This window comes from Jiangella alkaliphila (genome assembly GCF_900105925.1).
Lineage (GTDB): Bacteria > Actinomycetota > Actinomycetes > Jiangellales > Jiangellaceae > Jiangella > Jiangella alkaliphila.
In genome coordinates this window covers 4223050-4236247 of the sequence record NZ_LT629791.1, presented here as the reverse complement: position 1 = coordinate 4236247, position 13198 = coordinate 4223050, and the positions used below count along the sequence as shown (strand labels likewise).

11 protein-coding genes are annotated in these 13198 nt (G+C 72.2%); 5 read left to right on the top strand and 6 right to left on the bottom strand.

All coding sequences use genetic code 11. The features are described 5' to 3' along the window. Positions 1 to 37 precede the first annotated feature (37 nt). Positions 38 to 904: a hypothetical protein gene (locus BLV05_RS19295; protein ID WP_152691003.1), complete on the top strand. Its 867-nt coding sequence runs from the start codon at positions 38 to 40 to the stop codon at positions 902 to 904. A 6-nt stretch (positions 905 to 910) separates the two neighbouring features. Here BLV05_RS19295 and BLV05_RS19290 read toward each other — a convergent pair whose 3' ends face one another. Both BLV05_RS19290 and BLV05_RS19285 read right to left on the bottom strand, forming a co-directional pair. Beyond that, on the bottom strand, positions 911 to 2419 hold the full coding sequence (locus BLV05_RS19290; RefSeq protein ID WP_046771741.1) for a hypothetical protein: 1509 nt from the start codon (positions 2417 to 2419) through the stop codon (positions 911 to 913). A 118-nt stretch (positions 2420 to 2537) separates the two neighbouring features. Then, the gene (locus BLV05_RS19285; protein ID WP_083421341.1) at positions 2538 to 3434 is read right to left on the bottom strand and encodes an RNA polymerase sigma-70 factor; all 897 of its coding nucleotides are present in this window, start codon (positions 3432 to 3434) and stop codon (positions 2538 to 2540) included. A 168-nt stretch (positions 3435 to 3602) separates the two neighbouring features. Here BLV05_RS19285 and BLV05_RS19280 point away from each other — a divergent pair, with 168 nt between their 5' ends. The 3 genes from BLV05_RS19280 (at position 3603) to BLV05_RS19270 (ending at position 7400) form a co-directional block, all read left to right on the top strand. Further along, a complete protein-coding gene (locus BLV05_RS19280) occupies positions 3603 to 4442 on the top strand; it encodes an SDR family NAD(P)-dependent oxidoreductase (RefSeq protein WP_083421340.1) in 840 nt (279 codons plus the stop codon). 92 nt (positions 4443 to 4534) lie between these two features. Continuing rightward, positions 4535 to 6151, top strand: coding sequence for a transposase (locus BLV05_RS19275; RefSeq protein WP_197683208.1), 1617 nt, complete (start codon positions 4535 to 4537; stop codon positions 6149 to 6151). A gap of 205 nt (positions 6152 to 6356) precedes the next feature. Further along, a complete protein-coding gene (locus BLV05_RS19270; protein ID WP_046771024.1) occupies positions 6357 to 7400 on the top strand; it encodes a LacI family DNA-binding transcriptional regulator in 1044 nt (347 codons plus the stop codon). On the opposite strand, the gene BLV05_RS19265 is transcribed toward BLV05_RS19270, so the two are convergent. The 4 genes from BLV05_RS19265 to BLV05_RS19250 are packed head-to-tail and all read right to left on the bottom strand — an operon-like array spanning position 7366 to position 11917. Beyond that, on the bottom strand, positions 7366 to 8658 hold the full coding sequence (locus tag BLV05_RS19265; protein WP_082155584.1) for a glycoside hydrolase family 32 protein: 1293 nt from the start codon (positions 8656 to 8658) through the stop codon (positions 7366 to 7368). The genes BLV05_RS19270 and BLV05_RS19265 overlap by 35 nt on opposite strands. A gap of 13 nt (positions 8659 to 8671) precedes the next feature. Further along, positions 8672 to 9562 (bottom strand): carbohydrate ABC transporter permease, encoded by an 891-nt coding sequence (locus BLV05_RS19260; RefSeq protein WP_046771022.1) that lies wholly within the window; start codon positions 9560 to 9562, stop codon positions 8672 to 8674. Between the two features lie 10 nt (positions 9563 to 9572). Next, positions 9573 to 10523, bottom strand: coding sequence for a carbohydrate ABC transporter permease (locus tag BLV05_RS19255; protein ID WP_046771021.1), 951 nt, complete (start codon positions 10521 to 10523; stop codon positions 9573 to 9575). Further along, positions 10520 to 11917, bottom strand: coding sequence for an ABC transporter substrate-binding protein (locus tag BLV05_RS19250; RefSeq protein ID WP_046771020.1), 1398 nt, complete (start codon positions 11915 to 11917; stop codon positions 10520 to 10522). The genes BLV05_RS19255 and BLV05_RS19250 overlap by 4 nt, the downstream gene beginning before the upstream one ends. 146 nt (positions 11918 to 12063) lie before the next feature. On the opposite strand from BLV05_RS19250, the gene BLV05_RS19245 reads away from it, so the two are divergent. Beyond that, complete coding sequence (locus BLV05_RS19245; RefSeq protein WP_046771019.1) at positions 12064 to 12903, top strand: siderophore-interacting protein; 840 nt, start codon at positions 12064 to 12066, stop codon at positions 12901 to 12903. Positions 12904 to 13198: the final 295 nt, after the last annotated feature.

The following is a 13198-nucleotide window of genomic DNA, read 5'->3' as shown; positions in this document are numbered from 1 at the left end:
CCACCCTGCGTTCGCCCGGCCGCCCTAGCGTCGCCCCATGAAGCCTCGCGTGCTGGTGAGCACCCTCTGCGCTCTCGGCGTCCTCGCCGCGTCGGCTCCCGCGGTGGCGAGCCCGCTGCTGGACCGTCGCATCCCGCCCGCCGCGGTCATGCCCAGGCCGGTCCTCGTCGACGCCGCGCCCGCCGAGGTGACGTACTCGCGGCAGGCCAGGTCGGAGTGGCAGCTGACGCGCTACGACGGCGCCGCGAACTCCGTCCTCGCCACCCACGCCCCAAGCGGGATCACCGTCGCGATCGACTACGACGACCCCGGCGACGACCGGCACGCCGCCGGCATCTCGCCCGACACCGGCTGCGGCCCGATGGAGGGCCGGTTCTGGGGCTCGACCACGCCGCTGCTCTATCCGATCCTCGAGCCGGACACCCACGTCATCGAGGACGTCACGGTGGCGATGGACGATGGCGAACTGCGGGTGCGGATGTCCGGCGGCGCCTACGACCTGGTCGAGCCGGGCGCCGGGGACGAGCCGCTGTTCATGGACGCGGTGTTCACGGTCGAGGACGGCCGGCTGCGCGCCCACACCAGCGGCCTGCACTACGTCCTGCCGTCCAAGGACCCGGCGACGACCGTCGACCTGACGCTCGCCGACGGCACCCGGGTCAGCCGGACGTTCACCATGGCGAACCCGACCGGCCGCGAGTACCTCGACGACGTCCGCCTCGTCGAGGTGACCGACGGCCGCTACGGGCAGTTCTCCTGGACGACGGACATCGAGCGGCTGCAGTTCGACCTCAACACCAGCCCGCTGCTCGACGTCTTCGAGATCGACGCCGACCACGCCCTGAAGGACCTCGGCCAGCGCGTCGTCACGAACGACTTCACGTTCGCGGCGGCCTGCGGCTGAGCGCCGTCACACCGTCAGGTACAGCACGGCCGGGCCGTCGAACGGTGCGGCGAAGGTGACGGGTCCGGCCTCGTCGACCTGGGCCGCGGGCGCGTCGGCCGCGACCCGCTGCTGGACGTCGAACCACTCCACCCGCCAGCGGCCCGGTGTGAGGTCGACGGTGAACGGGGCGCCGCCGGTGGCGTCCAGCACGAGCACCTCGCGGCCCTCGTCGACCAGCGCGTACCCGGTCGACGCGGTGTCGGCGCGCGGCTCGGTGTCGGCCAGCGAGAGCCGTTCGGCGTAGCGGCGAGTGTCACCCATCGCGTAGCGGGCCGCCTCGTAGTGCTCGAACGGCGGGACGCCGGCCTCCGGGTCGGCGACGCCGGTCGGCTCGAGGCCGGCGATCAGGCCGAAGTCCATGAGGATCGGGTGGTGGCCGCGCAGGAACGACTTCCACGCCCACAGTGGGTCGGCGCTGCCGGGCGCGTAGTGGTCGGTGTCGCTGATCACGACCTTGCGCCCGTCGGCGACCGGCGGGTCGGCGAGCCAGCGCGACGGCTCGGCGCCGGGCGCCATCGGGTGGCCGCCGCCGGCGAACCGCTCGTCGTCGTAGCCAGGCGAGATCCACTCGGCCCGGCTGGCCAGCAGCGGCTCGTTGACCTTCGTCTGGTCGCGGACCGGGAACTGCATGGTCATCCCGATCGGGTGCGGGTCGTAGCCTCGCTCCCGCTCGTGCCGCTGGACGACGTCGATCACCCAGTACTGCCAGGCGGTCGAGTCACCCCACGACGGCGGCTCGTCCATCCCGAGGAAGTCGGCGAACTCCTGGCTCACCGCGCCGTCGCCGGTGGACTCGTTGGACACCTCCCACAGCACGTTCGGCAGCTCGTGCAGGGTGTCGACGACCTTGGTGACGAACGCCCGCTGAATCGCCTCGACCTGCGGGTCCAGCGGCAGTACCTGCAGGTCGTCGATCGACGTCGCGGACACCCCGTTGACGTTGTTGAGCGCGTGGAACGGGTGCCCCTCGATGTGGTCCGGCGCCGGACTGAGGTGCAGTGCCCACCCGTCGAACAGCAGCACGTCGACGTAGACGCCGGCCGCACCGGCCTGCTCGACCCGCTGCCGCAGCCGGGCGAAGAACGCCTCGTCGAACCGCTCGAGGTCGAACCGCGGCCTGCCGTCCTTGGCGGCGCCCGGCCCCGTGCGGGCCCACGGCTGCGGCGACATGTCGAGGTGGTAGCTCCCGCCGGCCGCCTGGGACCGGAACTGCTCCCAGCGCCACAGCCGGATCAGGTTGTGGCCGCGCTCGGTGAGGAAGCGCAGGTACGCCTCGAAGTCCAGCCGCTCCGGCTCGTCGGGGGCGTCCGGGCCCGGCCCCATGCCGTCCTGCAGGTTGTTCCAGATGTGCGATCCGGTCAGATAGACGGCCCGGCCGGTGTCGTCATCGCGGTGCGCGAAGTACCGCGGGTTTCTGGACGACACGACGAGCGGGCCGGGGCCGATTCGGGTGGTCGGGGGTTCGGCGGTCATCGGATGCTCCTTGGCACGGACTCGAGACGGGTTCTCGAGGTCGCTGCGACCAGCGTCGACCAGCCCGCCGTCCAGAACATCTGCCAGGTGGCCGATGGTTCGGCGGCCGATGGCTGTTTCAGCGGCTCACCGCGGTCTCGCGCTCCACCCGCGAGAGCTTGTCGGGGTTGCGCACGTAGTAGAGCCCGGTGACGAGGCCGTCCTCGACCCGCACCGCGACGACGCCGTCGAGCTCGCCGTCGACCCGCACGATCAGGCCGGGGTAGCCGTTGACCTGCGCCGGCTCGGCCGACATGGCGGCACCGAGCCGGTTCAGGCCGGTCGCCCACAGGCGAGCCACCTTGTCAGCACCCACCGTGGGCCGCTGCATCGACTGCTTGACGCCGCCGCCGTCGCTCATAGCGACGACGTCCGGCGCGAGGATGTCGAACAGGATCCGCAGGTCGCCCGTCTCGATCGCACGCTGGAAGGCTGCGAGCGCGGCCCGGGTCTCGGCGGAGCTGACCGTTCCGCGCGGCCGGCGCGCGGCGACGTGCGCCCGCGCGCGGTGGGCGATCTGGCGCACCGCGGCGGGGTTCTTGTCGACGGCCGCAGCGATCTCGTCGTAGGCCAGGTCGAACACGTCGCGCAGCACGAACACGGCCCGCTCAGTCGGGGTGAGCGTCTCCAGGACCAGCAGCATCGCCATCGACAGGCTATCCGCCAGCTCGACGTCGTCGGCGACGTCGGGCGCGGTCAGCAGCGGCTCGGGCAGCCACGGGCCGATATAGGTCTCCTTGCGCCGGCCGACGACGCGCAGCCGGGCGAGCGCCTGCCGGGCGGCGATCCGGACCAGATAGGCGCGCTGGTCCCGCACCGTGCTCAGGTCGACGCCGGCCCACCGCAGCCACGTCTCCTGCAGCACGTCCTCCGCGTCGGCGGCCGAGCCGAGCAGCTCATAGGCGACGGTGAAGAGCAGGTTGCGGTGGGCGACGAACACCTCGGTCGCGGCGTCCGCCCCGCCGTCGTCGCCCATGGGTCTCCCGTCTCGCCGCGCTTCGCCATCACTCACAAGATGCCGCGCGCCATCGGTTTGTGACATCACCGCGGCGATGACCCGCGTCACAGTGCCGTGCCTGTCACACCCGGCCGGGTGCGGGCATCTCATGACCGGCAATGACAACGGCGACGAGCGGAGTGACGGATGACGGAGCCAGGGCCGGCCTCGCTGGCGGGACGGGTCGCGGTCGTGACCGGGGCCGGGTCCGGGTCCGGAATCGGCGCGGCGACGGCGGTGACGCTGGCAGCGCTGGGCGCGCGGGTGTGCTGCGCCGGACGTCGTGCCGACAGCGTCGAGCGGACGGCCGAGCGGATCACGGCCGCGGGCGGCGAGGCCTTCGGGCTGCGCGTCGACGTGGCGTCGCCGGAGGACAACGCGGCGATGGTGCGCGAGACGGTGGCCCGCTACGGCGCCGTGGACATCGCGCACCTCAACGCCGCGACGGGGCACTGGGCCGGCGTCCTGGACTACCCGCTGGAGGAGTGGGACCACACGATGGCGGTGAATCTGCGTGGTGTGCTGCTCGGTCTGCAGACGGCGGGACAGGCGATGCGCGCCGCGGGCGGTGGCTCCGTCGTGGTCACGGCGTCAGCGGCAGGACTGACCGGTGTGCGGATGTCGGCGGCGTACTCCGCGTCCAAGCACGGCGTGATCGGGCTGGTGAAGTCGGCCGCACTGGAGCTGGGGCCGGTGGGAATCCGGGTCAACGCGATCTGCCCGGGCTTCATCGCCAGCAACGAGCTGCTACGGAGGATGGGCGAGGAGCTCGACGTCAGCAGCCGGTTCCCGCTGGGCCGGCCCGGGCAGGCCGACGAGGTCGCCCACCTGGTCGCGTTCCTGGCCGGCGAGAACGCCTCGTTCATCACCGGCAGCGTCTTCACCATCGACGGCGGCTGGCTGGCCGGTGGCATCGAACTGCGAAGCGAGGCCGACGACGACCGGATCGCCGCTCTCGCCAACACCTCCACCCCGACTGGAGCATGATCATCCAAGAAATGGGGCGTCCGGGAGCCTGTTGCTTTTTGTCTCGGCGTGGCGTCTGGCCTGGTTGATCATGGTTTGGAATGGTGCGGGTCATGGCGAAGGGATACCGGCCGGTCGATCGTGACCAGGCGTTTCTGTTGCCGCCGTCGATGACGGACTGGCTGCCCGGTGATCATCTGGTGTGGTTCGTGATCGCGGCGGTGAAGCGGATGGACACGACCGCGTTCCACGCCCGGGCCAGGCTCGGCTCGGTGGGCCGGCGGGGCTTCGACCCGGACATGCTGCTCACCTTGTTCATCTACGCGATGGCGCACGGGGTGTCCTCGTCGCGGCAGATCGAACGGTTGTGCGGCACCGATGTGGCGTTCCGGATCATCTGCGCCTCCGATGTGCCCGACCACACGGTGCTGGCCCGGTTCCGCCGCGACCACGGGCAGGCGCTGGAAGACCTGCTGACCGCGTCGCTGCTGCTGGCCACGGAACTGGGCATGGTCCGGCTCGGGACGGTGGCCTTCGACGGCACCAAGATCGCCGCGAACGCGTCGATGGGAGCGAACCGGTCCGAGGCGCACCTGCGCAAACTCGCCCGGCAGTATCTGGGTCGGGCCGCGGCCACCGATGACGCCGAAGATGAGCTGTTCGGCGAGGACCAGCGCGGGGACGAGCTGCCCGAGGACCTGACCGACCGGTCCCGCCGCGGTGAGCGGATCAGCCAGGCGCTGGCCGAGATCGAACGACGCCGGGCCGCCGAGCAGGCCGGGACCGAGGCCGAGCGGGCCGCGGCGGCGGAATACGTCGCGAAGGCCGGTGACCCGGCCGGCCGGGCTCCGACGGGGCAGGCACCGAAGGCCGCGGACCCGGTGGCGGTGGCTCGGGCCCGCTGGCAGCGTGAACACGACCGCGCCCAGGCCCGCTTCGACGCCTACCAGGTCAAGGCCGCCGCTGCGGCCGCACGAGGACACCGGCTGCCCGGCACCCCGACCGCGGCACCGGACGACCACCCCACGGTGATGCGGCTGCGCCAAGCCTACCAGGACGCCCTGGCCCGCCAGGCCGAACCGGCCACACCCGGCCCGGACACCACCACCAGCGCTCACCGGGCGAACCTGACCGACCCGGACTCCCGGCTGCTCAAGACCCGCAACGGCTGGATGCAGGGCTACAACTGCCAGACCGCGACCAGCGCCGACGGGTTCATCATCTCCGCCCGCGCGACCCAGGACGCCAACGACGTGCACCAGTTCGTCCCGACCATGAACGACGTCACCGCCACCGCCGGCATGCTGGCCGAGCACACCGGCCGTGACGACCTCGCCGTGGGCACCATGATCGGCGACGCCGGCTACGACAGCCACGCCAACCTGACCGCGCCCGGCCCGGACCGGCTCATCGCCAACGCCACCCGACGCGACCTGAACCAGGCCGCCGCCACCGACCCGGCCACCGGCCCACCACCACCCGACGCCACCACCCGCGAACAGATGGACCACCGGCTGCGCACCGACGACGGGCACGCCCTCTACGCCCGCCGCGCCCCGATGGTCGAAGCCCCCAACGGCTGGCTCAAAGACCGCCGCGGACTACGACGTGGCTTCGCCCGCCGCGGCATCGACGCCGTCCAAGCCGAACTCTCCCTCGCCGCCGCCGTCACCAACCTGCTCAAGATCGCCACCAACGGCATCACCACCACCCAGCTTGCCACCGCCTGACAGGCCACCAGCACCGACCCGACACGCCCACGAAGCCGCGCCCATCAGCCAGAACCACGCCCGCCACCCACAACCCGCAAAGAGCAACGGGCTCCCGGACCCCCCGTTTCTTGGATGATCATGAGGGCTGACGCCCCGGCGTGGTGCCGCACGCGTCGCGCCAACGGCCGTACACTGGCCTGACACGTGACAGGCGGGAGGGGCCGTGGTCGACCATCGTCCGACGAGTGCTGACGTGGCGCGGCGGGCCGGCGTGTCACGCACGGCCGTGTCACTCGTCCTCAACGGCCGCGGCGACGGCAACATCTCGACGGAGAACGCGGACCGGATCCGGGCGGCCGCGCGCGAGCTCGGCTATCTCCCCAACCATGCGGCGGTCAACCTGCGCCGGCGGTCGACGTCGACGGTGGGGGTGGTGACGGACGAGATCACGACCAGCCCGTTCGCCGGCCAGCTGCTGGAGGGGGCGCGGGCGGTCGCGCTGGCGCGCGGGTTCGTCACCATCGTCGCCGACTACGGGCTCGACGACGACCGCGAGCGCGAGATGGTCCGCGTGCTGCGGGCCCGCCAGGTCGACGGCTTCCTGCACGCCGCGATGTCGATGCGCGAGGTCGAACCCGACCCGGCCATGGTCGAGGTCCCGACCGTCCTCGCGAACTGCTACGCGCCGTCCGGCCCGGCGGGCGTGCTCGCCGACGAGGAGGCGGGCGGCTATGCGGCGGCGCGCTGCGTGTTCGACCGCGGTCACCGCCGGGTGGTCATGCTCGCGGGCCGGAATGCGCGCGACGTCGAGTACATCCCGGCGACCCGGCGCCGCGTCGCCGGGTTCGAGCGCGCGGCGCGGGAGGCCGGGGCCGGCGAGGCGCGCGTCGTCGACGCCGGGTGGCACATCGACACCGGGGTCGAGTACGCGCTCGACCTGCTCTCCGCGCCCTCCGACGTCCGGCCGACGGCGATCGTGTGCGCGCGCGACCGGGTCGCCGTCGGCGTCGTCCTCGGCGCGGCCCGGCTCGGCCTGCGGGTGCCGGACGACGTCTCGGTGGTGGGCTACGACGACGAGAGCGAGATCGCCGCCGAGATGTCGCCGCCGCTCACCACCGTCGACCTCCCGCACCGGCGCATCGGCGAGCGGGCGATGGAGCTGCTGCTCGCCCGCGTCGTCGACGGCGACCCGCTGCCCGAACGCGACCAGCTGGTCCCGTGCGAACTGATCGTCAGGGGCTCGGTGGGCCCAGCTCCCACGCGCTGACCGGCACACCGTCGTCCACCCGGACGGTCCAGGTCTCCCCCGGCGCCGGGTACGCACGCAGCGTGCTCGCCGCTCCCCCGGCGAACGCCTCGACGACCGAACCGTCGACCAGCACGCGGACGTCGCCGGCGGCGCGCCAGATCTCGCGCGACCCGTCCGGCCCGTCCAGCGACACGACGACCGCGCCCTCGGCGACGACCTCCCAGGCCGGCACCGCCAGGCGCAGCACCGGGCCGTCGACGACACACTCCGCACGCCGGAGTCCGACGAGCTCCCGGGCCGGCGCCGACGTCACCCGTCCGTCGCGCAGCGCCAGCTCGCGCGGGAACGTCAGCGCACCGGCCCAGCCCGAGGCCGCGACGTCAGCGGTGGAGCGCCCGCGGCCCTCCCACGTCCAGCCCCACAGCAGGACGCGGTCGCCGGCGTCGTAGGCCTGCGGCGCGTAGAAGTCGGGGCCGTCGTCGAGCGGGTGGCCGGAGCGGGGCACGAACCGCGGGTGGTCGCCGGTGACGTCCAGCTCGCCCACCAGGGCGGTGACGCCGCGCAGCTGGTGGTCGCCGCCGGACTGCCAGCGCGAGACGATCAGCGCCCACGACGAGTCGGAGTCGCCGCCGAGCCGGACCAGCGACGGGCACTCCCAGATCCCCGCCGGCGCGAGCGCTCGCACGGCCGGGTCGGCGCCGTCGAGCAGCCGCCCGAGCAACTGCCAGCGATCGAGGTCGGTGGCGTCGTAGATCAGCACGAGCGGCGACCCGTCCGTCCGCCCGGAGCCCAGGATGCCGTAACGACGCCCGCCGATCCGCAGCACGAACGGGTCGCGGACGTCGCGGATGCGGTCCATGCCCAGTGGCGGCGCGGCGAACCGGTCGCCGGGCGCCCACTCGCCGCCGGGGCGCCGCCGCGCGACGGCCACACCGGCGTTCGCGGCGTCGTCCGGGACCGCCGTGTAGACCAGGACGGGTGCGCCGTCGTCGTCGGTCGTCGCGACCCCGCTCCACACCCCGGCGGCGTCGATCGTGCCGGGCCGCGGCTGCAGCGCGACGCCCTCGTCGCGCCAGGTCAGCAGGTCCGCCGAGCTGGCGTGCCCCCAGCAGATCGCGTCGTGCACGGGCGCGTCCGGGTTGTGCTGGTAGAAGACGTGCCACCGGCCGTCCCAGTGGCCGATGCCGTTCGGGTCGTTCACCCAGCCCCGCTCGGGGCGGATGTGCAGCCGGGGAAACGGGTGGAGCGCGACGGCATCCGCCACAGGTCGATTCACGTGCTGGCTCCGTTCACTTGCTGACTCCGGCGGTGAGACCCGCGCGCAGCGGCCGCTGACCGACCACGAACACGATAAGCGCGGGGATCATGGACAGGACGACACCGGCGAGCACGACCGAGATCGAGCCGGTGCCGAGGTTCCCCTGGAGCGAGACGAGCCCCAGCGGAAGCGTGTTGTTCTCCTCGCTGATCGAGAAGATCAGCGGCCGGAAGAACTCGTTCCAGTGGAAGTTGAACGCGAGGATGCCGACGATCGCCATCCCCGGCAGCGCGAGCGGCGCATAGACGGAGCGGAACGTCCGCCACAGCCCGGCGCCGTCGATCGCGGCCGCCTCGCCCAGCTCGGCAGGCAGGCCGAGGAAGTACTGCCGCATGAGGAACGTGCCGAAGGCGGTCGGTATCGCGGGCAGGATCAGCGCGAGCAGCGTGTCCGACAGCCCGATGCCGCGGACCAGCATGAACACCGGCACGATCGTGACCTGCACCGGCACCATCATCGTGGCGAGCACGACGGCGAACCACAGCCCGCGGCCCTTGAACTCCAGCCGGGCGAACGCGTAGCCGGCCAGCGCCGCCGTCAGCATCTGGCCGACGGCGATGATGCCGGTCACGAGCGCCGAGTTCAGCGTCAGCAGCACCATGTCGACCTGCTCGAACACCTGCCGGTACGGCGACAGGTCGGGGTCGGACGGGATCAGCTGCGGCGGCAGCGTGAACGACTCGGCCGGGCTGCGCAGCGACGTCGACAGCGTCCAGATCACCGGGCCGAGGGTCAGCGCGGCCGCGACCAGCAGGACGAACCCGCGGGCCGAACCGGACGGCGTCGGGCGGAGGCGGCGCCGGATGCGGGCCGGCCGGCGCGTGGGCGGGGCGGTGGCCGGATCGAGCGTGGTGGCGGTCATCGCGGCCTCCTCACTGGTAGAAGACGAATCGCCGGGACAGGCGGAACTGGAGGGCGGTGACGCCCATGATCAGCGCCATGAGGACGACGCCGACGGCGCTCGCGCGGCCGAACTCGAGCTGCCGGAACGCGGACTCGTAGATCACCATGACGGCCGTGCGCGTGCTGTCGCCCGGGCCGCCGCGCGTCAGGACCCACGGCTGGTCGAACACCTGCAGCGCGGAGATCACGCTCATCACGCACGCGACGAGCATCGTCGGCGACAGCAGCGGCAGCGTAATCGTGCGGAACTGCCGCCAGCCGGTGGCGCCGTCGATCGCGCTGGCTTCGTAGACGTCGTTCGGGATGCTCGCCAGCCCGCCGATGAACAGCAGGAACGTGAAGCCGAACTGCTGCCACACATAGACGAGCACGACGACGACCGCGGACCACCCGCTGGTCAGCCACGGCACGGCGGGCAGCCCGACCAGCCCGAGCAGCCAGTTGACGACGCCGAACTCCTCGTTGAACAGGTACCGCATGACGACGGAGACGCTGGCCGCGGACAGGATGAGCGGGAAGAAGAACACCGACCGGAAGAACGTCCGCACCCAGCCCGGCATCCGCTGGCCGACGAGGACGGCGAGGCCGAGCGACACCGCGAGCTGCAACGAGACGGCGGCGAACACGAACAGGATGGTGTTGACGAACGACCGGCGGACGGTGGGGTCGACGGCGACGTCGGCGAAGTTGCTCAGGCCGGCGAACTCGGGGTCGGTGATGATGTCCCAGCGGAAGAACGCCAGCACGATCGAGGCGACGATCGGCAGCAGCGTGAACACGCCGATGCCGATGATCGTCGGGGCGAGGAAGAGGCCGACGACGGTGCGGCGCCGCCAGGCCGGGCCGCGCGCGGACCCGCCGGCCGCCGGGGGCGGCGGCGCCTCGGCCGGCGGCGCCACGGGGTGGGCCGTGGTCGTCATGGCTGCCTCCTCAGTGCTTGAGTGAGGTCGCGTTGCAGGGTGTCCAGCGCGCGCGGAACGCCGCCGGCGCTGCCGCTCACCGCGGCGGAGATGTTCTTGATCAGGGCGGTCTCGACGGCGGCCTGCTGCGGCGGCGCCGGGATGGGACCGGTCGTGGGGAACCGGTCGAGGGTGTCGTAGAAGACCTGCCAGTGCGCCGGTCCCGTAGTGCCGTACCGGGCCTCGTTCAGCATCGACCGGCGGGTGGGCGTCGTGGTCGGCAGCGGATAGGCCAGCTCCATCGCCTCGCGCGACGCGGTGAACCGCACCCACTCCCACGCCTCGTCCTTGCGCGGCGACGTCGACATGATCGCGTAGCCGGCGGCGCCGAACTGGTGCCGCTGGGTCCGCCACCGCGGGAAGAACTGGACGTCGAAGCCGTCGGCCGTCATCCCGGCGTCGTTGAGCCCCTGGACCCAGTAGCCGCCGGCCGGCGTCGTGCCGATGCGCCCGGACGCGAACAGGCCGACCAGCGCCCCGCCGCCACCCTCCTCCGGGCGGGTGCCGAGACCCTCGGCGACCAGCTCGCGCAGGAACTCCACCGACTCGGCGACCTGCGGGTCGTCGGCGTTCGGCTCCAGCCAGCGGTAGCCGCCACTGCGCCGCTCGCCCGGGTAGAAGCGGTCCCAGAACCACTGGCCGCCGTCCGCCTTCGACTCGACGAGGAAGCTGGTGTCGTTGACGTAGAGCCACGGGACGAGGCCGCCGAAGAGCCGGTTCGTCCAGAAGTACGGGACGAAGTCCGCCGTGTTCGCCGAGCGCATCGCGCGGAGCATCGCCACGAAGTCGTCGCGGGTCCAGTCGTCGGGCGGACGCTCGAGCCCGGCCAGCTCCAGCGCCTCGGTGTTGTAGTACATGTTCGCGGCGTTGAAGTCGGTCGGGAGCTGGAACAGGCTGCCCTCGTACATGAACGCCTCGAGCAGCGTGGGGTGGACGTCGTCGAAGAAGTCCCGCAGCTCGTCGGCGTCGCGCAGCACGTACTCGTCCAGCGGCTCGGCCATGCGCGACGCGAACAGCTGCGTGCCTTCGGTGGCGACGTTGACGACGTCGGGCGGGATCCCGGCCGCGATCATCGTGAGGATCTTGGAGAAGAAGTCGCCCCAGTCGTTCCCTTGGATCGCCTGGATGCGGACCCGGATGCCGGGGTGGCGCTCGTGGAAGGCGTCCACCAGTCCCTGGCGGGCCGCCTCGTCCTGAGCCGTCCCGAGGATCGCGATCGTGAGGACGTCGTCGCCGCGGCCCGGGATGTCCTGGGCGGTGAGCCGCGGCCAGGCGAACCCGAGGCCCGCCAGTCCCCCGGCTCCGAGGATCCCCAGCGCGGCGCGGCGGCTGATCTCGGCATCGATTCGGGGCATCGTTGCTCCCTCCGGCCTGACACGTGTTAGGTGACACGTGTCAGGTAGGATGGACCTCCCTCGCGCGAGTGTCAAGGGTCACGGACCGGACGGGCTGAGGGCGGCCTGAGGCCGGTCGATCCGATCGCGCGACTACCATCGGCACCGTGACCACGCCCGCTCCCCGCCGCCGCATCGGCGCCCAGACCGTGCTGACGGTCGAGGACGGCTGGTGGCTCAGTCCCCGGCTGCGCCGCATCGTCGCCGGTGGGCCGGGGTACGCCTCGATCGTCGGCAACGACTTCACCGACGCCTACACGAAGCTGTACTTCGCCCACCCCGAGTCCGGCCTGACGCCGCCGTACGACCTCGCCGAGCTGCGCCTGACGCTGCCGCCGGAGCGCCTGCCCAGCATGCGCACGTACACGGTGCGGCGCCTCGACCCGACCGCCGGCCAGGTCACCATCGACTTCGTCGTGCACGGCGACGAGGGCATCGCCGGCCCGTGGGCGGCCACGGCCGAGAAGGGCGACCTGCTGGCGATGTCGGGCATCGGCGGCGGGTACGCGCCGGACCCGGCGGCCGACTGGCACCTGCTGGCCGGCGACGACGCCGCGATCCCGGCCATCTCCCGGGCGTTGGAGGCCATGCCGCCCGACGCCCGCGGCGTCGCCCTCATCGAGGTCGACGGCGACGACGACCACCTGCCGCTCACCGCCCCGCCCGGCGTCGGCGTCGAGTGGCTACACCGCGACGGCGCCCATCCCGGCACCACGACCCTGCTCGCCGATGCCCTCCGCGACGTCGCCTGGCGCGACGGTCACGTGCAGGTCTTCGCCCACGGCGAGCGCGGCGCGATGAAGTCGCTGCGCCCGTACCTGACGACCGAGCGCGGCCTGGACCGGTCGCAGCTGTCGCTGTCGGCGTACTGGGCGCACGGGCGCGCCGAGGACACCTTCCAGGCCGAGAAGCGCGAGCCCGTCGGCCAGATCTTCGACCCAGCCTGACCCATGATCATCGGCGATCGCTGGTGTCAGAGAGCCTGTTGCTTTTTGAAAGATGAGAACGATGTTCATCCACGGGGCAACTTGGCCGCTGCAAAGGCGCTGGTCAGCGAGGTGGGCTTTCGCCATTTGATCAAGGGCCCTCCACTTGGGCCTATTTTCAGCCCGTTTTCGCGTTGTTTCCCCCCACCTCGCCTGGACGGAGCCTCATTCAGCAACAGGCTCCAGAGCGCCAGCAATCGCCGGTAGTCCTGACTGTCCACAGGCTGGCTGCACCAGGCGACCACCACCGGTCACC